This is a genomic window from Actinoplanes sp. NPDC023714 (genome assembly GCF_040639855.1).
Taxonomy (GTDB): Bacteria; Actinomycetota; Actinomycetes; order Mycobacteriales; family Micromonosporaceae; genus Actinoplanes.
Genome location: NZ_JBFAAR010000012.1, coordinates 64,155 through 87,164 on the forward strand (window position 1 = coordinate 64,155; position 23,010 = coordinate 87,164).

Here is a 23,010-nt window from a genome sequence, read left to right on the forward strand (position 1 = left end):
CCGCACCGCACCGCACCGCACCGCACCGCACCGCACCGCACCGCACCGCACCGCACCGCACCGCACCGCACCGCACCGCACCGCACCGCACCGCACCGCACACCGCAGAACCGCACACCGCAGAACCGCCCGCACGCCGGAGTCCCAACCGCCCGATTTGCCGCCCTACGGTGCAGCCACCCAAACCTGGCTGCACACCAGCGCGACAAAACGGGCGCAGGGGCAGCCCTGGCGTACAGCCGGGCCCTCCGGCTGCACATCAGAGCGACAAAACGGGCGCAAAGACAGCCCTGGCGTACAGCCATGCCCGCCGGCTGCACATCAGAGCGACAAAACGGGCCACGGGACAGCCCTGGCGTACAGCCGGGCCCTGCCGGCCGCAGCCCACCGCCGCCGAACCCGGCGCGGCGCAGCAACACACTGCAGCCGGAACCAGCCGGCTCCGCGCCCGCCCCGCCCCACCCCTGAAACGTGTCAACCCAGCGGGCACCGAACGGTCACAGCCACAACGAAATGACCGGAAATGGTCAGCGGGTTCGGGAGGCTCGCCAGTCCCGGACCGCGGTCAGCGAGAAGGCGGCCGCCACCAGCGCGGCGAGGATCGCGACCCCGGCCGTGGCGAAGCCGAGCAGGGCCGCCAGCGACAGCAGCAGCACCCGCCCGTCCCAGCCCAGGATCGCGCCGCCGGCGGCCGTGGCCGGCGCGCCCTTCTCCATCCGGGCGGTCAGGTCGTAGTGCCGCAGCGCCAGCGTGAACAGCAGCAGGAACACCACGGCCGGCGGCACCGGGCCGTAGAGCCCGACCGCGACCACGACCAGGTATTCCGCGGCGCGCAGGGCGGCCGGCACCAGCCAGTCGAGGGCGCCGCCGTGCCGGGACCGGGCGGGCAGGCCGGCGAGGACCACGAAAACGGCGACCAGGGCGAGCAGCCAAGCGCGGACATCACCGGTCAGGAACACGGTGACGGTGCTCAGCCCGTACACAGCGAATGCCGCCGCCGAAGGCAGCGGATGGCCCACCGCGGCGCGGCTCAGGAGCGAGCGCACCAGCGGGCCGTCGTCGCGGTGGCGCATCGTGTCGACCGTGTGCATCACCGGGACGCGCATGGAGAGGGCGCGCAGGGAGCGGAGGGCGAGGGTGTACGCCGCCGCCAGCAGACCGAAACCGACCACCGCGGCGAGGGCGATCCGGCCGTTCGTGAACGCGGCGAGGACGGCCATCAGCGCCCAGCGTTCGCCGATCGGGAAGACGACGATCTTCTTGGCCCAGTAGATGAGGGAGCCGCGCTGGCTCTGCGCCTTCACCGACGCGGCGGTCAGCCGGGCGCCGACACCGGCCGCGGCCTGCGCGACCGGGCGGGCGGCGGCCTCGTCGTGCAACGCGCCGTACCAGGTGTCGGTCATGTGCCGCGCGGTCTGCAGAACGATCGCGGTGATGGCGAGGGGCCATGCGTACGGAAGACCGGCCCGTTCCGCGCCGACGGCGAGCCCGGCGTAGACCGCGTACTCCTTCGCCCGATCGGCCATCGTGTCGAGCCAGCCGCCGAACGCGTCGAAGTTGCGGGTGTAGCGCGCGAGCTGGCCGTCCACGCAGTCGAGCACGAAGCCGAGGTAGAGCAGGATGCCGCCGAGGATCATGAGCGGGCGGGACGCCTGCCAGAACGCGAGCGCGGCGGCGCCCGCGAAGAGCACCGAGAGGCCGGTGACCGCGGTCGGGGTGAGGCCGAGACGGGCCGCCGCCTTCGTGACGAGCGGGGACCAGCTGCTCACCGCGTACGTCGTGAAGAAGTCGTCCTGTTCCTTGACCGCGAGCCGCAGGCGGGCCCTGTCCTCGTCGACGGCCGCGACCGAGGCCCGGGCGGCGGCGAGTTCGGCGGGGGTGCGCACCTGGTGGGCGCGGAGCGTACGCGGGCGGACCGCGATCGGCACGAGACCGTCCTCGAGCAGCGCGCCGAGCAGATCGGGCCGGTCGGCGGCCCGGTCCAGGATCGGCAGGTCGGCCGGGGCGATGCAGAGGGCGCCGAGGAATCGGGTGGTCCCGGACCCGGGCGTGGCGGGGACGATCCGGCCGCGGTCCTCCTTGAGATCACCGGACGGATCGGCCATCACCAGCACGCTGCTGCGGCCGGCCGGCTCGGTGGCGAGCGTCCACAGCAGGCTGGGGTGCGCGACCAGGTTGTCCGGGCAGATCAGCAGCTGCTCGCCGGCGTCCCGGGCCTGCCGCACGAGGTCGTGGAGCCGGCCGGGCCCGCCGGGCGCGGGCGCGCCGGAGAGGGCCGGGACCGCGGCGAGGTGGACGACCGAGGACGCCCCGGCCGCGCGCAGCGCCTGCTCCAGCTCACCGGTGAGGTCCGCGGCGTCGGCCGGCGGGAGTGAGGACCCGGCCGGCGAGTAGAGGAGGGCCAACGTCACGGGCGAAAGGTTAACAGCGGAGGTCACCCGGGTACGGGTCACCCTTACGGGAGCTGGACCACCGGTATCCCCCCGCAGACCGAGGGCCGCCGAAGTTTCCGTACCTACCGTCGAAGTGGTCGTGGCAGAACGTCACGGCCACCGCAGAAGGAGTGGATGAACGTGTCCCGCGCCGTCAAGACCCGCACCCTGACCCGACCCCGTCACAACCGCATGTTCGCCGGCGTGTGCGCCGGACTGGGCCAGCGCTTCGGCCTCGGAGCCGGCACGGTCCGACTGCTGTTCGTGCTGTCCTGCCTGCTCCCCGGTCCGCAGTTCATCGCATATCTGGTCCTCTGGGCGATGATGCCCAGCGAGTGACGCCGTCACCGCTGCCGCCCGGCGATCACTCGCCGGGCGGCGCCGACCCACTCACTCAACGAGTGATCAGGGATTGGCGAACGTGACGGTAACGGTGGTGTAACCCAGCCGGGCGAAGAGGCTCTCCAGCATCCGCTGGGTGTTGTCCCTCGCCCGCTGGTCCATCCCGCTCGACCTGGCGGCCTCGGTGATGCGCTGCTGGGCCATCTGGTAGACCGCCTGCTGCTTGTTGGGCTCGTCGCCGAACGCGTCGCCGATCCGGTTGAGCAGGCCGCGCTCCTCGGCGACGACGTAGCTCTTCGCCATGTCGAGCGCGGCTTGCGACTGCTCGGGGGCGGGCAGCGTCAGCTCGATCGACTTCTTCGCCTCGTCGACCTTCAGCCCGTCGCCGTCCAGGGCGCCGAAGTCGACGTAGGCCTCGACCGTCCCGGATCCGACGAAGAGCGTCCGCCGGTTCACCAGGAAGTCGGGGATGTTCTCCTTGCTCTCCTCGAGGTCGACGATGACCTGGAAGGTGCCGTCGGCGGCGACGTAGCGATTGAGGTCGCGCATGGACTGCAGCAGCACGGGCTGGCTGCGGTCGATCGTCTGATCCTCGAACGGGTTGTCGAACGTCGGCAGCACGTTGATCGCGCGCAGCCCGAGGCAGGCCGCGACCATCAGCGCGAAGACGAACCCGGTGAAGATCAGCAGCCGGGCGAACCCGCTCCGGCGGACAGGGGTGGGAGCCGCCGCGTCCTCATCGGGCACGGCCGGGTATTCCCGGGTCGGTTCATCGACTTCCGGCGAGTTGGCCATGCCCTAACGGTAAGTACGGGGTACGACAATCCGCATCTCAGTCCTCGACAACCAGCACCCTGGCGTGAATCTGGTTCCGCTGCTGCAGGGCCGCCCGCAGCGCGCGGTGCAGGCCGTCCTCCAGGTAGAGCGCACCGTGATATTCCACGACGTGCGGGAAGAGGTCGCCGTAGAACGTGGAGTCCTCGGCGAGCAGCTTGTCGAGCGCGAGCTCCCGCTTCGTGGTGATCAGGTCGGCGAGCCGGATCGGGCGCGGCGGAATCTCCGCCCACGCCTTCAGCGTCGTGTGATGATCGGGGTACGGGGCTCCGTCCCGGACCGCTTTGAAGATCACGGCGGCTGCCCCTTTCCGTCAGAACGTTCCCACCGAATGCCAGGGTAGCCGGGCGGGTCTCAGACCTCGCCGGCCGAAGCCCATCGGCCATGATGCACCACATCGGCCACCGGGCGGTGGCCGCGCCTGAGTGACGGAGACCTCTTGTCCTCGCCGCGGTACCCGACCGTGAGCGCGCCGATCGGGGTGAACTCGTCCGGCACCCCGAAGGCCTGCTTGAACGCGCCGATCCGGTCGGCCGGCAGGCCGATGAAGCACGAGCCCAGGCCCTCGTTGACAGCGGTCAGGTGCATGAGGAGCGAGGCGAATCCGGTGTCGATGTCCCAGTACGGGACGGGCCAGCGCGACTCATCCCGATCCGTCCAGCCCTTGTCAGATTCGGCATATCTCTCGATATAAGCCGATTTGTTCGACAGGGCCACGATGATCAGCGGCGCGGTCGACATCCGATCGAGCCAGCTGTTGGGCTCGGAGGCGAGGGTGCCCCAGAACAGTGCGCGATCATCGCTCGAATCCAGGACCAGGAAGCTCCAGCCCTGCGAGAAACCCGCCGACGGCGCCCGCAGCCCGTGCCGGACGATCTTGTCGACCAGCTCGGGCGGCACCGGCCGGTCGGGGTCGTATCCCCGGACCATCCGGCGCCGCCGGATCACCTCGTCGAACTCCATCAGGCCCGGATGCCCCAGGTCGTGGCCCAGGTCTGCCCCGGCTCCAGGACGACCAGGTCACGGCCGCTGCGGAACGCGTCCGGCGGGCAGGTCATCGGCTCGACCGCGACCGACCGGCGGTGCCGCTCGCCGTGCAGCGTATCGCCGGTGAAGACCTGCCAGTACTTGAACTTGTCGTCGGCCCAGACCACGATCTCGCCGCCCTCGGGGGAGGACAGCGTGACCGCGGTGATCCCCTCGGCGTCGAACTCGATCTCGCCGTACGTGGTGTCCAGGACGGCGGACCCGATCCGGCGCGGCTCGTTGTAGTCGTACTCGGTCCCGGCGACCTTCGACGCGCCGAGCGGCAGCAGCCGGTTGTCCGCCGTGATCCGCAGCCGGGCCGGCACCCGCAGCACGGTGTCGTCGACGCTCACCCCGGCGAGGCGCAGGTAGGGGTGGACCGAGAAGCCCCACGGCGCGTTCGCGCCGGACGTGTTCACGACCTCCTGCACGCAGCGCAGGCCGTCGGCCGAGACCGACCAGTGGCTGCGGAGCACCAGCGACCACGGGTAGCCGACCTGGGCCGGCAGGTCGTACTCCAGCGTCACGGCGCCCGCCGACTGCTCGGCGAGCCGCCACCGCGACCAGTTGACCAGGCCGTGGATGGCGTTGTGCCGGGCCGGCTCGGTGAGCGCGAGCTGGTACGACGTCCCCTCGAACTCGTAGCGCCCGTCCCGGATCCGGTTCGGCCACGGCGCGAGGATCTGCCCGGCGGACCCCGGCGCGATCTCATCGGTGCCGAACCCGTCGAGCACCTCGACGCCGTCGACGGAATAGGAGCGGAGCGTGCCGCCGACCTCCGTCAGGACGGCCCGGTGCCCGTCCGCCTCGATGGTCCACTGGATCCCGGATTTCGGGGCTGCCTCTGCGCTCATACCCGCGACACTATCGGTCCCCGGAACTCTCGGAGGCGGGCCGGTAGCGGATCAGTGCCGGAGACACCGCGGCGAGCGCCACGGCCAGTCCGGCCGCCACGAATCCGCCGCCCGCCCAGGACGCGGTGACGCCGGTGAGGTCGGCCGTGGCGCCGGCCCGCAGGTCACCGAGCCGCGGGCCGCCCGCCACCACCACGGTGAAGACGCCCTGGAGCCGGCCGCGGAGCCGGTCCGGCGCGAAGGTCTGCATGATCGACTGCCGGTAGACCGCGCTCACCAGGTCGGCCGCGCCGGCCACGGCGAGCAGCAGCACCATCACCCAGAGGTGGGTCGCGAGCCCGGCGAACCCGATCGCCACGCCCCAGCCGACCACCGCGACCACGAGCGCGAGGCCCTGCCGCCGGACCTGGCTGATCCAGCCCGAGGTGAGCCCGCCGACCAGCGAGCCGATGGCGATCGCGCTGTAGAGCCAGCCGACCGCCGAGCCGCCGCCGAACTGGTCCTGCGCCACCGCCGGGAAGAGCGCCCGGGGCATCGCGAAGATCATCGCGATCAGGTCGATCGCGAACGAGAGCAGCAGCACCGGCTGGGTGACCAGGAACTTCAGGCCCACCGCGATGCCCCGCAGGCCGGCCGAGGGCTTCTCGTCGCCCTCCTCGCGCTCGATCGGCGGGATCGCCGGGAGCCGCCAGGTGGCCCAGAAGGTCATCGTGAAGAGCAGCGCGTCGACCGCGTACGCCACCTCGACGCCCGCGTCCGTCGACCAGATCCCCATGATCACGCCGGCGGCCAGCGGGCCGAGCACGCCACCGGCCGTCGTGGTCGTGTAGTTCAGCGTGTTGGCGGCCGGGACCAGGTCACCGGGGACGATCCGGGGGACGATCGCGTTCCGGGCCGGCGAGCTCATCGCGAAGCCGGCCGACTGCACGGCCGTCAGCGCCAGCAGCAGATGCGGGCTGCGCACCGCGAGGACCGCCTGCAGGAGCAACCCGATCGTGGAGATCCAGGTGACCACCGAGCTGACCAGGAGCAGCCGTCTCCGGTCGACCACATCGGCGACGGCCCCACCCCACAGACCGAAGACCAGCAAGGGTACGAGGGCAGCGACGCCGAGCAGGCCGACCCAGGTGGTCGAGTCCGTGATCGCGAACATCTCCACCGGCACCGCGACCGCCGTGAACTGGAACCCGAAGTACGAGGCGCCGTTGCCGATCCACATCCGGCGGTAGGCGACCACCCGCAGCGGCCGCGTGTCGATCATCCAGGAGCGCGGCTGCCTGGTGGCCTGGCTCACGGCGCGAGCCGCTCGACGACCCACTCGGCGGCGTCCGGGCCCGCGGCGCGGCGGAACCGCAGCCGGTCGTGCAGCCGGCTGCTCCGGCCCTGCCAGAACTCGACGGTCTCCGGAATCACCCGGAAGCCTCCCCAGTGCGGCGGCGCCGGCACCGGGCCGTCGCCGAACCGCGCGATCGCCTCGGCGAGGCCCTTATCCACCTCGTCCCGGCCGGTCAGCACCCTCGACTGCGGGCTCGCCCAGGCGCCGAGCCGGGAGCCGCGCGGCCGGGAGGCGAAATACTCCTCGGTCTCCGCGCGGGACACGCGTTCCACGGATCCCGTCACGATCACCTGCCGTTGCAGGGGGAACCACGGGAAGACCAGGCTCGCGTACGGGTTGACGGCGAGTTCACCGCCCTTGCGCGATTCGTAGTTCGTGAAGAAGACGAAACCGCCCGGGTCGTACCCCTTGAGCAGGACCGTGCGCGCCGAGGGCCGGCCGGACGCGTCGGCGGTCGCCACGATCATCGCGTTCGGCTCGGGCAGGCCGAGCTCCGTGGCGTCGGCGAACCAGGCGGCGAACTGGCTGGTCCAGTCCCCGGTCAGCCCGTCCTCGAGCAGCGGCGGCCACTCGGTGTAGTCCCGGCGCATCCCGGCCGGTGACGGTGGCTCCTCGGACACCCGCACTCCCTCTCGACGGAAACGACCGTAAGTCTCCCGCCATGAAACGTCAGCTGAACCAGGATGGGTGTCATCGAGAGCACATTCGCGACTCCTCGACCGTGCGGTTACCCGGCGGGCAAGATGAGTCACCCACCGCAAAATCCCGCTCCACCGTCCTGTTCCCCAGGGAGTGCCGTGTCCGACTTCAAGCCGGGACTCGAGGGCGTCATCGCGTTCGAGACCGAGATCGCCGAGCCCGACCCGTCCGGGGCCGCGCTGCGGTACCGCGGCGTCGACATCGAGGATCTGATCGGCCAGGTCTCCTTCGGCAACGTCTGGGGCCTGCTGGTGGACGGGAAGTTCGGTCCCGGCCTGCCACCGGCCGAGCCGTTCCCGGTGCCGGTGCACTCCGGTGACATCCGGGTCGACGTGCAGTCCGCCGTCGCGATGCTCGCGCCGTACTGGGGTCTCTCCCAGCTCTTCGACATCACCGACGAGCAGACCCGCTCCGACCTGGCCCGGGTGTCGGTCACGGCGCTCTCCTTCGTGGCGCAGGCGGCCCGCGGGCTGGGCCTGCCGGCCGTGCCGCAGAAGGACATCGACAAGGCAGAGACGATCGTCGAGCGGTTCATGCGCCGCTGGCGGGGCGAACCCGACCCGCGGCACATCAAGGCCGTCGACGCGTACTTCATCGCGGCCGCCGAGCACGGGCTGAACGCCTCCACGTTCACGGCCCGGATCGTCGCCTCCACCGGCGCCGACGCGGCCGCCTGCATCTCGTCCGGGATCGGCGCGCTCTCCGGCCCGCTGCACGGCGGGGCGCCCACCCGGGTGCTGGCCATGCTGGAGCAGGTCGAGCGGGGTGGCGACGCCACCTCGTACGTCCGTGATCATCTCGATCGCGGCGAGCGCCTCATGGGATTCGGGCACCGCGCCTATCGTGCCGAGGACCCGCGGGCCCGGGTGCTGCGCCGGATCGCCAAGGACCTGGGCGCTCCCCGGTTCGAGGTGGCCGAGGCCCTGGAGGCGGCGGCGCTCGCCGAGCTCCAGGAGCGCAAGCCGGACAAGTACCTCTTCACGAACGTGGAGTTCTGGTCGGCCGTGCTGCTCGACTTCGCCGAGGTGCCGTCGCACATGTTCACCTCGATGTTCACCTGCGCCCGGGTGGCCGGCTGGAGCGCGCACATCCTGGAGCAGAAGCGGCTCGGCCGGATCCTTCGACCCGGTCTCGCGTACGTGGGCCCGGCCCCCCGCAAGCCGCAGGAGGTCGAGGGCTGGAGTCACCTCACGCATAATGTGTGACCGTGACAGTGCCTACTCCGCAGCGGAAAACCGAGGACAACCCGTTGGATGGCATCCGGATCCCTGACGAGATCAAGCCCGTCGACGGCCGGTTCGGCTCCGGGCCGAGCAAGGTCCGGCCGGAGGGCGTCGAGGCGCTGTCCGCGGTGTCCCGCACCTTCATGGGCACCTCGCACCGGCAGAAGACCGTGAAGGACCAGGTGGCCCGGCTGCGCCGCGGCCTCGCCGAGTTCTTCTCGATCCCCGCCGGGTACGAGGTGGTCCTCGCCAACGGCGGCACCAGCGCCTTCTGGGAGGTCGCCACGTTCGGCCTGGTCAAGGAGAAGGCGCAGTTCGCCGAGTTCGGCGAGTTCGGCGCCAAGTTCGTCCAGGCCGTCACCGACGCGCCGTTCCTCGCCGAGCCGACCGTGCACCGCGCGCCGGGCGGCCGGGCGGCGTACCTGACCGCCGAGGCCGGCGTGGACGTCTACGCGAGCGTGCAGAACGAGACCTCCACCGGCGTGGCCGTGCCGGTCCGCCGGGTGGCCGGCGCCGACCCGGGCGCGCTGCTGCTCACCGACGCCACCTCCGGCGGCGGCAGCCTCGACGTCGACGTGAGCGAGACCGACGTCTACTACCTCGCCCCGCAGAAGGCGCTCGGCTCGGACGGCGGCATCTGGCTCGCCCTCATGTCGCCGGCCGCCATCGAGCGGGCCTACGAGGTGAAGGCCTCGAAGCGGTACATCCCGCAGTTCCTCGATCTGGTGACCGCGATCGAGCAGTCCCGCCTCGAGCAGACCTACAACACGCCGGCGCTCGCCACCGTCTTCCTGGCGGCCGAGCAGGTCGACTGGATGAACGCGCAGGGCGGTCTCTCCTGGGCGGTCAAGCGCAGCGCCGAGAGCGCCGCGGCGATCTACGGGTGGGCCGACGCGTCCGCGTACGCCACGCCGTTCGTCACCGACCCGGCACTGCGGTCCGCGGCCGTCGCGACCATCGACTTCGACGAGAGCATCGACGCCGCCGCGATCGCGAAGGTGCTGCGTGCCAACGGCGTGGTGGACACCGAGCCGTACCGGAAGCTCGGCCGCAACCAGCTGCGGGTTGCCCTCTATCCGACAGTCGACCCCTCGGATGTGGCGGCTCTCACCGACTGCATCGACTACGTCGTGGAAAAGCTGTAGAACAGAAGGGCAAAGAAGTCGAAGATCATCTTGGCTGGTCAGCGAGTTCGACGGCGTGGCTTACCCCCATAGGGTGACCAAGGCGCGTACCGTGTTCCGAAACGCGCCCGGGTGGCTGACTCTCGGGAACACAGGCCAACGCGACGAGACGGAGGCAACGCATGCGGCCGGTACGCTTCGTCGCCCTCTCCGAGGACGGTCAGGCCCTGGTGCTCGCCGATGAGGTCGGCAGGCTCCTGGCTCTCCCCATCGACGACCGGGTGAGCGGGGTGCTCACCGACAGCGGCGGGCAGCCCGGCTCCAGCACCGGCACGGCGGTGGCCGTCCTGTCGCCGGAGGCGGCGCCTTCCCTGTCACCGCGAGACATCCAGTCGCGCATCCGTTCCGGCGAGTCCGCCGAAGACGTCGCGCGCATCGCCGGGGTCCCGGTCGACCGTGTGCTCCGCTACGCCGGCCCGGTGCTCCAGGAGCGCGCCATGCTGGCGCAGCACGCCCGGCGCACCCGGCTCAAGACCTCCGACTCCGGCCAGCCCCTCGCCGAGGTCGTCGACAGCCGGCTCGCTCAGCACGGCATCGACACCGAGAAGATCTCCTGGGACGCGTTCCGCAAGGACGACGGCACCTGGCGGATCGTCGCGACCTGGCCGTCCGGCAAGGCCACCGCGCAGGCCATCTGGGACCTCGACAAGGGCCGCCAGGTGGTCTCGCCGCACGACGACATGGCGCAGTACCTCTGCGCCGAGCGGCCCACCCAGATCCTCGGTCAGGAGCCGGCCCCGGAGCGCGGCGGCCACGGCCTGCCCGGCCCGGCCCGCAGCTCCGAGCCGGCCCGCGGCGGCCACGGCCTGCCGACCACGTCCGACGCGCCGTCCCGCGCCAACCGCGACCCGATCCGGGCCGGCCGCGACGCGCTGCTCGCCTCGCTGGACCGCCCGCTCGAGGGCAGCTCCGGCCGCGGCCTCGAGCCGGTGTCCCCGGCCTCCCGGCGCCCGGTCGCCGGCGGCGCCGCGGCCCTGCTCGGCGGTGGCGCCGGCTCCGCCTTCGACGACGACGCCGACCTCCCCAAGGAGGTCCCCGCCGTGCCGTCCCTGGCCGTCCTGCGCCCGCGCCGCACGGTCGGCCAGGGTTCCGCCCCGGCCGGCGCCGAGGCCGAGGAGAGCGCCAAGCCGCGCAAGCGCCTGCCCAGCTGGGACGACGTGCTCTTCGGGGGCGGCCCGGCCGCCCGGGAGTCTTCCTGAGCCTGTTCGTCGCCGTGTTCCCGCCGCCGGACGCGCGGCGGGACCTGGCGTCGAGGCTCGACGGCCGACGGTCGACGCCCGGTTCACCGCCGGCCTCCGCTGGACGGTCCTCCTCCCAGGCGCAGTCGACGCCCGGTTCACCGCCGGCCTCCGCTGGACGGTTCTCCTCCCAGGCGCGGTCGACGCCGGTCTCCGGTGGACGGTCCGCCAAGTGGCACGTCACCCTCGCCTTTCTCGGCGACGCCGATCCCGCCGCGGTGACGTCGGCGCTGGCCGGCCGATCGTTCGGCGGCCCGTTCCGCCTCCGGATCGCCGGCAGCGGCCGCTTCGGCTCGGTCGTCTGGGCCGGCCTGGCCGGCGACGTGCCGGCCCTGGCCGACCTGCGCGCCCGGGTGGTCTCGGCGCTGGCCGGCTTCCCGGTGGACGAACGGGACTTCAAGCCGCACCTGACGGTGTCCTACCGCTTCTCCCGCACCCTCCTGGACGACCTGGCCACCTATGACGGCCCGGAGTGGGAGACCTCGTCCTTCGCCGTGGTCCGCAGCGCCCACGGCGAGTACGCGCAGCTCGCCCTGCTGCCCCTGACCACGTCTTGAGAACCCGTCAGTCGGCGCCGGGGCGGAAGGCCAGGCCCGCCGCCTGGAGCTGGTGCTCGAGCCGCATGCGTTCCAGTTCGCGGTCGACGCCTTCCAGCGGCTGCAGGTGTTCCGGCACGCCGAGGCGGTGGCAGGCCAGCTGGAGCCGGGCGTCGTAGGCGCTCAGCACCGCCGCGAGCCACTTCTCCGAGTAGCGCGTCGGGCCACTGCGGCGCTGACGGTCGAGGCGGCGCAGATCGTACGCAAGCTGCTCGATCGAAGGAACCCCACTCGGCGCGACCGGCTCACGCACCTGGAGGGCCCGATCGAGGCGGCGCAGGGAGCGAAGCTCCCGGCGGCCGCTCGGCGAGAAACGCCCGCCGCGAGAGAAACCCCCGCCGCCGGTGAAGAGACCACCGCCGGGGAGGCCTTCGCCGCAGGAGACGTGATCCGCCTCGGAGAGGCCGTCGCCGCAGGAGACGGGACCCGCGTCGGAGAGGCCTTCGCAGGAGGAGCGGCCGCCCGCGGAGGAATGGCCGCCCGCGGAGGAATGGCCGCCCGCGGAGGAGTGGCCGTCGTGGGCGGGATGGCCTCCGCGGGAGGAGCGGCCATCGTGGGAGGAGCGGCCTCCGCCGGCGAGGCGGGTGAACAGGCCACGGACGCCGCGGGTTTCGGGGTCGAGGACCACCGCCGCGGCGCACGGCAGCACCAGCAGCGCTGAGAGCGCCGCCGAGAGCACAGCTATGTGCGCGATCGCCACCCGTTCGACGCTAGGCGCTGGGAAGACAGACCGGAATACCCGTTTGGTGGACCCGGCCTGCCAAATTCGAGCAGCGCTCAGACTCGCGCTACCGGCTCTGACCTGGGCAAAGGCTCAGCATGCCCGCGACCCGACGGCCGCTCCGGCTCCCTGCCCGACATTTCGGAAATGTCGGAAGCGTCCTCACCGACCGCCTTCACCACCCGAATCCGCCGATCACGCCACTCCAACCGGTCCCCGCTCACCTTGAGCTGCCACACGAGCGCCCCCACGGCGGCCAGGAAACTGACCAGCCCGGCCACCCAGATGCTCGACGGCACCCCGAACCGCTCACCCCACCAGCCTGCCAGGGTGGCCCCGATCGGCGTGGTGCCGAGGAACACCAGGACGTAGAGGGCCATGACCCGCCCCCGGTACTCCGCGTCCACTCCCATCTGCACGCGGTGGTTGGCGCCCTGCGCCAGATAGATCGAGAAGAACCCGGTCGGGACCAGGAGAAGCGCCGCCGTCACGAAGTTCGGCGAGAAGCCCACCGCGAACTCGAAGATCCCGAAGAGCAGCGCCGCCCCGATCACCGGGTACGCCCCGGGCCGGGACCGCCGCCGGGTGCCGGCCAGCGCGCCGCCGAGCGACCCGATCGCGAGACACGTCGTGAGCAGGCCGAACGACGACGGACCGGCGTTGAAGTCGATCTTAGCGAGGGCGGCGAGGGTGACCGGGAAGTTGAAGCCGATCATGCCGATCACGGCCATCATGCCGATCGGGAGGAGCAGGTCGTGCCGCTTGCCGACGTACCGGAGGCCGTCGATGACCCGGGACGGGCCGGCCGCGCGGCCGGAGCGGTGCAGCTCGTCCGGCCGCATCCGGATGTAGGTGAGGACCGGCGCGATCGCCAGCGCCGTGGAGATCAGGAACACGCCCGGGGTGGAGAGCACCGCGAGCAGCACGCCGGCCAGCGCCGGGCCGCTGATCCGGGCGGTGTTGAAGGTCGCGGCGGAGAGCGCCAGCGCGTTGGGCAGCAGCCGGAGCTCCACCAGCTCGGAGACGAAGGCCTGCCGGACCGGGGTCTCGACGGCGTTCGCGACGCCGAGCAGCAGCGCGAAGACGTACACGTGCCACAGCTCGACCACGCCGGTGGTGACCAGGACCGCGAACGCCACGGCGAAGAGCGCGAAGGCCGCGTTGGCGGCGATCAGCAGCTTTCGTTTGTCGTACTTGTCGGCGAGCCGCCCGCTCACCAGCGTCAGCAGCATGACCGGCACGAACTGCAGCGCCGTGACCATGCCGAGCGCGCCGGGCGAGTTGTCGGAGAGTTCCAGCACCAGCCAGTCCTGGGCCGTGAACATCATCCACACGCCGATGAGTTTCACCAGTTGCCCGCCGGCGAAGAGGCGGTAGTTAGGGACCTGCAAAGACCGGAAAATGGCGCTCAAAGGGCCCCCTTGGTTCGGTCGTACGCGTCATCGTCGTGTGACGAAGCGGAACGACCGGAGGAGGAGTCAGCCCCGTGCGACGCGCTGCAGAATCTCCGCAGCGTGCGCCAAGGTTTCCCGTTCCTCGGGGCTCAAACGCTCCAGCGCCTGGGCCAGCCACTCGTTTCGCGCCTGCTCGTACTGCGCGTACACGGCCCGGCCCTGATCGGTCGCGGTCAGGATGACCTGGCGTCCGTCGGTCGGGTGGGGTGTGCGCATGACGAGTCCGCGGTCTTCCAGCTTGCCCACGATCTTGGTCATCGTCGGCGGCTGGACCCGCTCCACGTCGGCGAGCTCACGAGGGGTCAGCGCACCGGCCAGCTGGAGGCTGGTCAGCGCGGAGAGCTGACTGAACGTGAGATCGCCGACCGGCCGTGCCTGCCGGACACGGCGGCCGAGCCGGGTGATCGCGTCCCGCAGCGTTTTCGCCAGCGGTTCCGCTGTCGCGCGCTCCGAAGTCACCACCCGCTCCATCACGATACTTAGCCTAACTAATGAGCAAGGCTAACGACATCGATTAACCCGTATGACCACCGTCACCGGCACGCTAGCGCATGCCGGTGACGGGTCTGCGAACTCAGAGGATCCAGGACTCCAGCGGACCCCGGGCGAAGTAGAGCACGAACAGGACGGCGACGCCGTACAGGATCGGGTGGATCTCCCGGGCCCGGCCGGTGAAGGCCTTCAGCACGACGTACGAGATGATCCCGGCCCCGATGCCGTTGGAGATCGAGTACGTGAACGGCATCAGCGTGATCGCGAGGAACGCCGGGACCGCGATGGTGAAGTCGGTCCAGTCGATCTTCGTGACCGTGGTCATCATGAGGAAGCCGACCACCACGAGCGCGGTCGACGCGGCCTCGAACGGCACCACCTTCACGAGCGGCGCGAAGAACATCGCGACCAGGAAGAGCACGCCGGTGACGAGGCTCGCCACACCGGTACGGGCCCCCTCGCCCACACCGGAGGCGCTCTCCACGTACGAGGTGTTGCTGGAGACGCTCGCGGCGCCACCGGCGGCGGCCGCGACCGAGTCGACCAGCAGGATCTCGCGGGTGCGCGGCGGCATGCCGTCGGCGTCGAGGAGCTCGCCCTCCTGGCCGACCGCGACCATCGTGCCCATCGTGTCGAAGAAGTCCGTGATCAGCAGCGTGAAGACGAACATCAGCACGACCAGCCATCCGGCCGTCGACCACGAGTCGAGCACGTTGAACTGCCCGATCAGCGAGAGGTCGGGGGTGTCGATGATCCGGTCGGGCAGCGTCGGGACGTTCAGCGACCAGCCGTGCGGGTTGGTCACCACCGAGCCGACGCCGGCGATCGCCTCGACCACGATCGCCAGGATCGTGGTGCCGAGGATGCCGATCAGGATGGCGCCCTTCACCTTGCGGACGAAGAGCACCAGCGTGAAGAGCAGGCCGATCGCGAAGACCAGGGTCGGCCAGCTCACCAGCTTGCCGCCGATGCCCATCTCGACCGGGACGGTGGTGTTGGCGGCGTCCGGGACGCGGCGCACCAGGCCCGAGTCGACCAGGCCGATGATCATCAGGAAGAGGCCGATGCCCACGCCGATCGCGGTCTTGAGCTGCGTCGGCACGGCCTTGAAGACCGCGGTGCGCAGACCGCTCAGCACCAGGATGGCGATGAGGACGCCCTCGATCACCACGAGGCCCATCGCGTCGGCCCAGGTCATTTCGGGCGCGATTTCGTACGCCACCAGAGCGTTCACGCCGAGCCCGGCCGCCAGCGCCAGCGGGAACCGGGCCACCACGCCCATCAGGATGGTCATCAGGCCGGCGACCAGCGCGGTGCCGGCGGCGAGCGCGGCGATCGGCAGGTGCGCGCCGGTGGAGTCGGCGCCACCGGCCAGGATCAGCGGGTTCAGCACGACGATGTAGGCCATCGTGAAGAACGTGACGATGCCACCGCGGATCTCCCGGCTCAGGGTCGATCCGCGCTTGGTTATCTCGAAGAACCGGTCGAACTTGCTGGTCGGTTCGGTTGCTATGGACATACGACCCTTCCGGGGTTCACGCGCATGAGGGGACGGGCGCATGTTCTCAAACCGAATGACCTCGGCAAAAGCGAAGTGATGTTACAACTCTCACGCGCTGCGCCGATGCGGTCCGTAATGGTCGTACCCTGACGGAGTGAGTGACCTATCCCCTGCGAGCAAAGCAGACGAGGTTCTCGCCGCGGTGGTGGGAACCAAGCCCCGGGTCGAGCCGCTGGATCCGCCGATGGTCCCGTTCGCGCTCGCCGGAGCCGCCGCGTTCGCCGTCGCTCTGCTCGTCACCTGGCTCGCGGGCGCGCCCGACGACTGGGTGGAGATCAGCCTCGCCGGGCTCATCTGGAGCATCCCGGGCACGCTGACCATGGTGGTCCACGACCGGAACCGCAAGCGGCGCCGGGCGCTCACCCACCCGGAGTTCACGGTGACCGGCTAGGCGGTCAGCTGTGGCCGTAATCCTCGGCCGGCTCGTTCGACTCGACCGAGCCGTGCCCGCGGCTCACCGCGACGGACTCGACCTCGCTGTCGTCGTAGACCGTCGGCAGCTCCTCGACCGGCTGCTCGGCCGTGGTGAGAAGGGCCTCGGAGTGGGCTCCGCAACCGTGGTCGGCGCTGACCGCCCGGCCGTCGTCCGGCGCGTACAGGTTGCCGCAGACGCCGAACATCGAGCGCAGCGTGCCGGCGAGCGGGAGGTAGAAGCCGCAGGTGCCGCAGCGGGCGTTGCGCGGGGCGGCCGTCGAGATCGGCGCCTCCGGGCCGGCGTCGCCGTCGTACCACCGCTGGGCCGTCTCGATCCGCCCCTCCCGGGACATCACCCGGGACCGGCCGAGGCCGAGCTCCCAGGAGACCTCCTCGACGGCCGCGTCGTCGCTCAGGACGTAGCCCGGGGCGAGCCGGTCGTCGTCGGGCGCGGTCGGCATGAGGTCGCCGACGCCGAGGTCGCCGGGCTGGACCCGCTCGTTCCACGGCACCCAGCCGGGCGCCAGCAGCGCGTCCGGGCCGGGCAGCAGGACGGTCTCGCAGACCGTGACGTGCCGGCTCCGCGGCACCCGGGTCACCGTGACGGCCCACCGCCAGCCCTTGTAGCCGGCCAGGTGGCTGTCGAAGAAGTGGGTGACCACGCGGTCGCCCTCGGCGACCGCTTCGAGATGGTCGCCGATGTCACTCGGGTCCACATCGGTGATGGCACCTCGAGCCACCCCGACGGCATCGGCACAGACCTGGTCGAGTCGGGCGGCGCGGGAGGTGGTCCTGGAGGTCACCCGCCCATTGTTGCCTACCGGGCCGGGTACGCCGCAATGAGTCCCCATATACCGGCGCGTGAACATCAGTCAGGATGGTTGGCATGCCGTTGCTTCCCACACTCGGACGCACCGTCGGCACCGGTGTGAAAGCCCTCCGCCTGGTGGTCCGCGGCTCGATGCTCGGCGGCGCCTGGGCCACCCGCCGGGTCGGCACGGCCCGGGCCCGGGGCGCGGCCAACGAGGTCGGCATGATCCGGCTCTTCGACCTGCACGCGGTCTCGTGCGCCGGCGACGCCCTGATCGCGATCGGTCTGGCCGGGACCATCTTCAGCGTCCCGCTCGGCGAGGCGCGCAGCCAGGTCGGCCTCTACCTGCTCATCACGATGGTGCCGTTCGCGCTGCTGGCGCCGGTGGTCGGCCCGCTGCTCGACCACTTCCGGCACGGCCGGCGCTACGCCCTGGCGATCACGATGCTGGGCCGGGCGTTCCTCGCCTACGTGATGTCGGACAACCTGCTCGGCTGGGGCCTCTATCCGGCGGCGTTCGGCGTGCTGGCGTTCTCCCGTGCCTACGGCGTGGCCCGGTCCGCGGCCGTGCCGCGCCTGCTGCCGGCCGGGGTAGGACTGTCCCAGGTGGGCGCCCGGGCGAGCGTCTACGGCACGTTCGCGGGCATCCTGGTGGCCCCGATCGGCCTGCTCGCGTTCAAGTTCGGGCCACAGTGGCCCCTGCGGGTCGCCACGATCATCTTCATGGTCGGCGTGGTCATCTCGCTGCGCCTGCCGCCGCGCGCCGACTCGGATCCGCCCGAGGAGATGCCGCGCGCCTGGCGTGCCGTCTTCCGGACCGCCGGCTCCGGCCGCCCGCTCGCCGAGCGCCTGGTCCTGGCGAGCCTGATCGGCAGCGCCAGCCTGCGCCTGCTCTACGGCTTCCTGCTGCTCTTCCTGACCTTCGCGATCATGGGGAACGACCTGCCGAGCTCGATCCTCGGCTTCGAGCTGAGCCGGGGCGCCGCGGTGGGCGTGGTCGGTGGCGCGCTCGCGGTCGGCACGTTCCTCTCCACGGCGGCCGGGACCAGCCTGCGCATCCGCCGCCCGCTCGCGCTCCAGTCCAGCGGCCTGGTGATCGCCGCGGGCGTCGCGGTGCTCACCACGGTCTTCTACAACCTCGCGATGGTCACCCTGCTGGCCCTGCTCACGGCCATCTTCAGCGGCATCGCGAAACTCGCCGTGGACGCCAGCATCCAGGAGCGCGTGCCGGAGCAGCTGCGCGCCACCGCGTTCGCGCACTCGGAGACCGTGCTGATGCTGGCCTGGGTGCTGGGCGGCGGCATCGGCATCATCCCGCTTCCGGGCCGGTGGGGCATCGCGCTCGCGGCCGGTCTCGCGGTTCTCGCGGCAGCCCGCGCCGCCTGGGCGGCGGCGCGGCTGCACAACGAGCGTCTGGCCGGGCGTCCCGGTGCGGCTCCTTCGGATGTACGGGGGACCGAGGCCGTGGAGGCGGTGGATCCCTGGGCCGATGCTCCGACGGTCCCGGCCGCCCCGGTGCCGGCCCCCGCCGGTCGTGGGGCGGAGAAGACCCGCGTCGAGCCCGCCATCCCGAAGCGCCGGCGCTGGGCGGGCCGGAAGAAGGCCAGGCCGGAGATCCCCGAGCCGGCCGCCCCAGAGCAGGCCGCCCCCGTGCCGGCCGCCCCCGTGCCGGCCCCGGCGGATCCCCCGCCCGCCGCCGCAGGCGAGGACGACGGCGAGCGGCCCACCGTGCGCTACCGCGGCGGTGACGGCAGCGGCACCCGGGCCCGGCGTCCGGCCGGCTCCGGCGCGCCGCCGGGCTACCACGTCTACCGGCCGTCCAGCGCCACCGCCCCGGCGAACGACGAGGACTCGTGAACCCGTACACAATCTTGATCGTGACCGCGGTGGAGGCCGAGGCCGAAGCGATCCGCCCGGGTCTCCACCCGGATCTCTTCGAGGTCGCCGCCGTCGGCGTCGGTCCGGCCGCGGCCGCCGCCGGAACCGCGCGGCTGCTCGCCGGCGGCGGTCATCGCGCCGTGCTCAGCGCCGGGATCGCCGGCGGCTTCCCCGGGCGGGCGCCGGTCGGCGGCACCGTGATCGGCGTCCGCAGCATCGCGGCCGACCTGGGCGCCGAGACGCCGGACGGCTTCCTGCCGGTGGAGGAGCTCGGATTCGGCAGCAGCGTGATCACGTGCGACCCGGACCTGGTGAAGGCGCTCACGGCGAGCCTGCCGCACGCGGTGACCGGCGACGTGCTGACGCTGAGCACGGTGACCGGCACCCGGGAGACCGCCGACCGGCTGGCCGCGCGCTTCCCCGGGGCGGCCGCCGAGGCGATGGAGGGGTACGGCGTCGCGAGCGCCGCGGCCGGGGCCGGCCTGCCCTTCGCCGAGCTGCGGACCGTATCGAACGCGGTCGGTCCCCGGGACCGGTCGGCCTGGCGGATGGCCGACGCGTTCGCGGCGCTGCGGGCCGCCGCGCCGGCCCTGATCTTTTCGTAACACCGAAGTCATTGCCCTCGTCGATACCCAGGCGGCATGCTGCGATCGACGTCACATTCGGTGGAAGCGGGGCACCATGGACGATGCGAGCGGGATGCCGGCCGCGGCCCGGGCCCGGCTGATCGGCGCGGGCTACGCCGCACAGGGCCTCGGCTACGCCGCCGTCGTCACCGCGCTCCCCGCCTTCAAGGACCGGCAGGGCATCGACGACACGTTCGTCTCGGCGATCCTGCTGCTGGTCTGCGTGGCCGCGGCCGGCGGCTCGATGCTCGCCGACCGGGTCGCCGCCCGGTGGGGCAGCCGCTACGCGCTCGCCTCCGGCCTGCTGCTGGTCGCGGCGGGCCTCGCGGGCGCCACGGTGGCCACCCCGAACGCGGTCTTCGCGGCCATCCTGCTGGCTTACGGCGTCGGGCTCGGCGCGGTGGACGCGTCGCTGAGCATGCAGGGCGTGCTGGTGCAGGCCCGGCTCGGCCGCAGCGTGATGAGCCGGCTGTTCGCGGCGTACACGGCGGCCGCCATCGCGGCGGCGCTGCTCATGTCCGGGGTGCTGGCGAGCGGCGCGGGCGCGGCCCTCGCGGTCGGCGTGGCGGCGGCGTTCGCGGCACTGGTCGGCGCGGTCGGCTGGCGGGCCTTCGAGCCGGGCCGGACCCTGCGCGCGTCGGCGGTGCACGAGCACGGCGGCCGGGCCATCCGCCCGATCGTGCTGGTCTGCGGCATGCTGATCTTCACGGCGTTCCTGGTGGACTCGGCGGTGAGCACGTGGAGCTCGGTCTACCTGAGGGACTCGCTCGACGCGGCCGCCTCGGTGGCCCCGCTCGGCTACGCGGCCTACCAGGCGGCGGTCCTGGTGAGCCGGCTCGTCGCCGACCACGTGATGCCCCGGGCCGGCCGTCTCGTCGTCGCGGTCGGCGGCCTGGCGGTCTGCGGGATCGGCTGCGGCCTGGTCGTGGCCCTGCCCTCGATCGGCGCCGCGGTGGCCGGCTTCGCGATCTCCGGGATCGGGGTGGGCGTGCTCGTCCCGCTCGCCTTCAGCGCGGCGGGTGAGGCGGCGGCCGGGAACAGCGACGAGGTGATCGCCAAGGTGAACCTCTTCAACTACGGCGGCGCACTGCTCGGCGCGGTGCTGATCGGCGCGCTCTCCGAGCCGGTCGGCCTCCGGATCGCGTTCCTCATCCCGGTCGTCGCGGTGATCCTCACCCTCCCCCTGGCCCGCCGCCTGCGCGATCTCGCCGTGCCGGAACCCGTCCTGAAGAGCGCGGCCGGCTGAGGATCTCGCCGTGCCGAAACCCGTCCTGACGAGCACGGCCGGCTGAGATCTCGCCGTGCCGGAACCCGTCCTGACGAGCGCGGCTGGTTAGGCTTGCGGCGTGCCGAGGCTCGTCGACCGCGATCTGAGAAGGGCCGAGCTGCTCGCCGCGGCGTGGCGGGTGGTCCGCGCCCGCGGTGTCGAGGGCACCACGACCCGGGCGATCGCCGACGAGGCCGGCTGCTCGCTGAGCGTCCTCGCGCACTTCCTGGGCGGCAAGGACGACATCCTGGTCGCCGCGCAGAAGGCGGTCTACGACCGGATCGTGGAGCGCGCCTTCCGGATCGGCGGCGACCTCTTCGGGCTGGACGGCCTGCGCGCCGCGCTCGAGGCGGTGCTGCCGCTGGACGAGGAGCGGGCCGCCGACGCGCACGTCAACGTCGCCTTCGCCGGGGCCGCGCTGTCGCACCCGCGGCTCGCCGAGTCCCGCCGCCGGTCCCACCAGGAGATCCGGGTCCACCTGGTGAACTGCCTGCGGGAGGCGCGGGAGCTGGGTGAGCTGCGCGCCGGGGTGGACGACGAGTCGGTGATCGACGACTTCATCATCCTGGTCGAGGGCAGCACGCTGCTCAGCCTCGTCGACGGGTGGGCCGAGGAGGGCCGCGCCGAACGCCTGTCCCGCCTCGCCACCCAGTTCGTGGATCAGCTGCGGCGCTGAGCCGCGATCACGTCCCGGTACCAGTACCAGGAGTCCTTGCGTGTGCGGTCCAGCGTGGATCTATCGACATGTACGAGACCGAATCGTTCGTCGTACCCCGCGGCCCATTCGAAATTGTCGAGCGCGGACCATACGAAATACCCGGTTATGTCCACGCCGGCGTCGATCGCGGCCGACACCGCTCTCAGGTGCGCGTCCAGATAGGAGACCCGGCGCTCGTCACGAACGCGGCCCTCGGCGTCCGGCGGACCGTCGTGGAACGAGGCGCCGTTCTCCGTGATGATCACCGGCGGCAGGTGCGGGTAGCGCTCCTTCAGCGTCGTCAGGATCTCGGTGAGCCCGGCCGGCACGATCGCCCAGCCGAAGTCCGTACGCTCGTCGCTCTTCACCGGCACCGGCGAGAACGGCATGCCGTCCGGGATGTCCACCTCCAGCACGCCCGAGTAGTCCTTGCCGGCCCGGGGCGCCTCGATCATCGTCGGCTCGTAGTAGTTGACCCCGTAGAAGTCGAGCCGGGCCCGGATCAGCTCCAGATCCCGGTCCAGCTGCGCGCCGCCCGTGCCGATGCCCGCCGCGATCATCTCGTTCGGGTACTCACCGCGCAGGATCGGGTCGGAGAACGTCCAGTTCGTCAGCTCCTCGAACAGGCCGGCGGCCGCCCGGTCGGCCGGGTCGCCGGTGGCCGGCCGGACCGGGAAGTGCTGATTCGCCACGCCGACGGTCGCGGCCCCGTGGGCGCGCAGGACCTGCACGGCGAGCCCGTGCGCGAGCAGCTGGTGGTGGGCCGCCGGCAGCGCCTCGAGACCGAGCCCCCGGGCCGGCGCGTGGTCGGTGAGCGCGTAGCCGTACAGGGTGTGCACGTTCATCTCGTTCATCGTGATCCAGTCGCGGACCCGGTCACCGAGCCGCACGGCGAGCGTGCCGGCGTAGTCGGCGAGCCGGTGCGCCGTGTCCCGGTTCATCCAGCCGCCGGCGTCCTCCAGGGTCTGCGGCAGGTCCCAGTGGTAGAGCGTCGGGACCGGCCGCACCCCGGCCTCGAGAAGGGCGTCGACGAGCCGGTCGTAGAAGTCGATCCCGCCGGACAGCACCCGCGGCCAGGAGAACGAGAACCGGTAGTCGTGGGTGCCGGCCTCGGCGATGTGCCGGACGTCCTCGGCGTACCGGCCGACGTGGTCGATCGCGACCCGGGCGTCCTCGCCGTGCCGGATCGTCCCCGGCCGCGCCGCGAACGTGTCCCAGATGCTCGGCGCGAGACCGGCCGTCCCCTCGATCTGGTAGGCCGAAGTGGACATGCCGAACCGGAAACCGGGTGGGAGCTGCGGATGCAAGGAGGTTCCTTCCGATGG

Annotated in this window: 23 protein-coding genes; 10 read left to right on the top strand and 13 right to left on the bottom strand. The window is 71.9% G+C overall.

Annotated features, from left to right (window positions below; genetic code table 11):
* Positions 1-527 precede the first annotated feature (527 nt).
* Positions 528-2,411, bottom strand: coding sequence for a DUF5941 domain-containing protein (locus AB0G10_RS37100; protein WP_360932992.1), 1,884 nt, complete (start codon positions 2,409-2,411; stop codon positions 528-530).
* A gap of 156 nt (positions 2,412-2,567) precedes the next feature.
* Here AB0G10_RS37100 and AB0G10_RS37105 point away from each other — a divergent pair, with 156 nt between their 5' ends.
* Positions 2,568-2,771 (top strand): PspC domain-containing protein, encoded by a 204-nt coding sequence (locus AB0G10_RS37105; RefSeq protein ID WP_014440516.1) that lies wholly within the window; start codon positions 2,568-2,570, stop codon positions 2,769-2,771.
* Positions 2,772-2,837: 66 nt separating this feature from the next.
* Here the strand turns inward: AB0G10_RS37105 and AB0G10_RS37110 are convergent, their stop codons facing one another.
* Genes AB0G10_RS37110 through pdxH form a run of 6 tightly spaced genes read right to left on the bottom strand, consistent with a single transcriptional unit; the run spans position 2,838 to position 7,414 of the window.
* Entirely contained in the window at positions 2,838-3,569 is a 732-nt protein-coding gene (locus AB0G10_RS37110) for a DUF4230 domain-containing protein (protein WP_360932995.1), read from the bottom strand.
* A 37-nt stretch (positions 3,570-3,606) separates the two neighbouring features.
* Positions 3,607-3,903 carry a type II toxin-antitoxin system VapB family antitoxin gene (locus AB0G10_RS37115; RefSeq protein ID WP_360932998.1) on the bottom strand — a complete coding sequence of 99 codons (297 nt, stop codon included), beginning with the start codon at positions 3,901-3,903 and terminating at the stop codon, positions 3,607-3,609.
* Positions 3,904-3,962: 59 nt separating this feature from the next.
* Positions 3,963-4,571, bottom strand: coding sequence for a nitroreductase family protein (locus AB0G10_RS37120; protein ID WP_360933001.1), 609 nt, complete (start codon positions 4,569-4,571; stop codon positions 3,963-3,965).
* Positions 4,571-5,488, bottom strand: coding sequence for an aldose 1-epimerase family protein (locus AB0G10_RS37125; RefSeq protein ID WP_360933004.1), 918 nt, complete (start codon positions 5,486-5,488; stop codon positions 4,571-4,573). The genes AB0G10_RS37120 and AB0G10_RS37125 overlap by 1 nt, the downstream gene beginning before the upstream one ends.
* 10 nt (positions 5,489-5,498) lie before the next feature.
* The gene (locus tag AB0G10_RS37130; RefSeq protein ID WP_360933007.1) at positions 5,499-6,749 is read right to left on the bottom strand and encodes an MFS transporter; all 1,251 of its coding nucleotides are present in this window, start codon (positions 6,747-6,749) and stop codon (positions 5,499-5,501) included.
* Between the two features lie 29 nt (positions 6,750-6,778).
* Positions 6,779-7,414: a pyridoxamine 5'-phosphate oxidase gene (gene pdxH, locus AB0G10_RS37135; RefSeq protein ID WP_360933445.1), complete on the bottom strand. Its 636-nt coding sequence runs from the start codon at positions 7,412-7,414 to the stop codon at positions 6,779-6,781.
* Between the two features lie 207 nt (positions 7,415-7,621).
* Between pdxH and AB0G10_RS37140 the strand changes: the two genes are divergently transcribed.
* From AB0G10_RS37140 to AB0G10_RS37155, 4 genes are all read left to right on the top strand, one after another.
* On the top strand, positions 7,622-8,728 hold the full coding sequence (locus tag AB0G10_RS37140; RefSeq protein WP_360933010.1) for a citrate synthase 2: 1,107 nt from the start codon (positions 7,622-7,624) through the stop codon (positions 8,726-8,728).
* 53 nt (positions 8,729-8,781) lie between these two features.
* Positions 8,782-9,891, top strand: a complete 1,110-nt coding sequence (serC, locus tag AB0G10_RS37145; RefSeq protein WP_360933448.1) for a phosphoserine transaminase — start codon at positions 8,782-8,784, stop codon at positions 9,889-9,891.
* A 161-nt stretch (positions 9,892-10,052) separates the two neighbouring features.
* On the top strand, positions 10,053-11,129 hold the full coding sequence (gene sepH / locus AB0G10_RS37150) for a septation protein SepH (RefSeq protein WP_360933013.1): 1,077 nt from the start codon (positions 10,053-10,055) through the stop codon (positions 11,127-11,129).
* Positions 11,130-11,143: 14 nt separating this feature from the next.
* Entirely contained in the window at positions 11,144-11,725 is a 582-nt protein-coding gene (locus AB0G10_RS37155; protein ID WP_360933016.1) for a 2'-5' RNA ligase family protein, read from the top strand.
* A gap of 7 nt (positions 11,726-11,732) precedes the next feature.
* Here the strand turns inward: AB0G10_RS37155 and AB0G10_RS37160 are convergent, their stop codons facing one another.
* From AB0G10_RS37160 to AB0G10_RS37175, 4 genes are all read right to left on the bottom strand, one after another.
* On the bottom strand, positions 11,733-12,464 hold the full coding sequence (locus tag AB0G10_RS37160; RefSeq protein WP_360933019.1) for a hypothetical protein: 732 nt from the start codon (positions 12,462-12,464) through the stop codon (positions 11,733-11,735).
* 77 nt (positions 12,465-12,541) lie between these two features.
* Positions 12,542-13,876: an MFS transporter gene (locus tag AB0G10_RS37165; protein ID WP_360933022.1), complete on the bottom strand. Its 1,335-nt coding sequence runs from the start codon at positions 13,874-13,876 to the stop codon at positions 12,542-12,544.
* An 87-nt stretch (positions 13,877-13,963) separates the two neighbouring features.
* Positions 13,964-14,410 carry a MarR family transcriptional regulator gene (locus AB0G10_RS37170; protein WP_360933451.1) on the bottom strand — a complete coding sequence of 149 codons (447 nt, stop codon included), beginning with the start codon at positions 14,408-14,410 and terminating at the stop codon, positions 13,964-13,966.
* Between the two features lie 103 nt (positions 14,411-14,513).
* The gene (locus AB0G10_RS37175) at positions 14,514-15,950 is read right to left on the bottom strand and encodes an NCS2 family permease (protein WP_360933025.1); all 1,437 of its coding nucleotides are present in this window, start codon (positions 15,948-15,950) and stop codon (positions 14,514-14,516) included.
* A gap of 226 nt (positions 15,951-16,176) precedes the next feature.
* Here AB0G10_RS37175 and AB0G10_RS37180 point away from each other — a divergent pair, with 226 nt between their 5' ends.
* Complete coding sequence (locus AB0G10_RS37180; RefSeq protein ID WP_360933454.1) at positions 16,177-16,383, top strand: DUF2530 domain-containing protein; 207 nt, start codon at positions 16,177-16,179, stop codon at positions 16,381-16,383.
* 4 nt (positions 16,384-16,387) lie between these two features.
* Here the strand turns inward: AB0G10_RS37180 and AB0G10_RS37185 are convergent, their stop codons facing one another.
* Entirely contained in the window at positions 16,388-17,275 is an 888-nt protein-coding gene (locus AB0G10_RS37185) for a DUF3027 domain-containing protein (protein WP_360933027.1), read from the bottom strand.
* 17 nt (positions 17,276-17,292) lie between these two features.
* Between AB0G10_RS37185 and AB0G10_RS37190 the strand changes: the two genes are divergently transcribed.
* The 4 genes from AB0G10_RS37190 (at position 17,293) to AB0G10_RS37205 (ending at position 21,664) form a co-directional block, all read left to right on the top strand.
* Complete coding sequence (locus AB0G10_RS37190; protein ID WP_360933030.1) at positions 17,293-19,074, top strand: MFS transporter; 1,782 nt, start codon at positions 17,293-17,295, stop codon at positions 19,072-19,074.
* An 11-nt stretch (positions 19,075-19,085) separates the two neighbouring features.
* Positions 19,086-19,700: a futalosine hydrolase gene (locus AB0G10_RS37195; protein ID WP_360933457.1), complete on the top strand. Its 615-nt coding sequence runs from the start codon at positions 19,086-19,088 to the stop codon at positions 19,698-19,700.
* 76 nt (positions 19,701-19,776) lie between these two features.
* Positions 19,777-20,967 (top strand): MFS transporter, encoded by a 1,191-nt coding sequence (locus AB0G10_RS37200; RefSeq protein WP_360933032.1) that lies wholly within the window; start codon positions 19,777-19,779, stop codon positions 20,965-20,967.
* A gap of 100 nt (positions 20,968-21,067) precedes the next feature.
* Positions 21,068-21,664 (top strand): TetR/AcrR family transcriptional regulator, encoded by a 597-nt coding sequence (locus AB0G10_RS37205; RefSeq protein WP_360933035.1) that lies wholly within the window; start codon positions 21,068-21,070, stop codon positions 21,662-21,664.
* Here the strand turns inward: AB0G10_RS37205 and AB0G10_RS37210 are convergent.
* A complete protein-coding gene (locus AB0G10_RS37210) occupies positions 21,649-22,992 on the bottom strand; it encodes a family 1 glycosylhydrolase (RefSeq protein ID WP_360933038.1) in 1,344 nt (447 codons plus the stop codon). The genes AB0G10_RS37205 and AB0G10_RS37210 overlap by 16 nt on opposite strands.
* Positions 22,993-23,010 lie beyond the last annotated feature (18 nt).

What these genes read in the sequence shown, in the direction of transcription:
- AB0G10_RS37105 (WP_014440516.1), top strand. Translation starts at nt 2,568, where the DNA reads ATGAACGTGTCCCGCGCCGTCAAGACCCGCACCCTGACCCGACCCCGT.
- AB0G10_RS37110 (WP_360932995.1), bottom strand. Translation starts at nt 3,569, where the DNA reads ATGGCCAACTCGCCGGAAGTCGATGAACCGACCCGGGAATACCCGGCC.
- AB0G10_RS37120 (WP_360933001.1), bottom strand. Translation starts at nt 4,571, where the DNA reads ATGGAGTTCGACGAGGTGATCCGGCGGCGCCGGATGGTCCGGGGATAC.
- AB0G10_RS37125 (WP_360933004.1), bottom strand. Translation starts at nt 5,488, where the DNA reads ATGAGCGCAGAGGCAGCCCCGAAATCCGGGATCCAGTGGACCATCGAG.
- AB0G10_RS37130 (WP_360933007.1), bottom strand. Translation starts at nt 6,749, where the DNA reads ATGATCGACACGCGGCCGCTGCGGGTGGTCGCCTACCGCCGGATGTGG.
- pdxH (WP_360933445.1), bottom strand. Translation starts at nt 7,414, where the DNA reads ATGCGCCGGGACTACACCGAGTGGCCGCCGCTGCTCGAGGACGGGCTG.
- sepH (WP_360933013.1), top strand. Translation starts at nt 10,053, where the DNA reads ATGCGGCCGGTACGCTTCGTCGCCCTCTCCGAGGACGGTCAGGCCCTG.
- AB0G10_RS37170 (WP_360933451.1), bottom strand. Translation starts at nt 14,410, where the DNA reads ATGGAGCGGGTGGTGACTTCGGAGCGCGCGACAGCGGAACCGCTGGCG.
- AB0G10_RS37175 (WP_360933025.1), bottom strand. Translation starts at nt 15,950, where the DNA reads ATGTCCATAGCAACCGAACCGACCAGCAAGTTCGACCGGTTCTTCGAG.
- AB0G10_RS37180 (WP_360933454.1), top strand. Translation starts at nt 16,177, where the DNA reads ATGGTCCCGTTCGCGCTCGCCGGAGCCGCCGCGTTCGCCGTCGCTCTG.
- AB0G10_RS37185 (WP_360933027.1), bottom strand. Translation starts at nt 17,275, where the DNA reads ATGTTCACGCGCCGGTATATGGGGACTCATTGCGGCGTACCCGGCCCG.
- AB0G10_RS37190 (WP_360933030.1), top strand. Translation starts at nt 17,293, where the DNA reads ATGCCGTTGCTTCCCACACTCGGACGCACCGTCGGCACCGGTGTGAAA.
- AB0G10_RS37200 (WP_360933032.1), top strand. Translation starts at nt 19,777, where the DNA reads ATGGACGATGCGAGCGGGATGCCGGCCGCGGCCCGGGCCCGGCTGATC.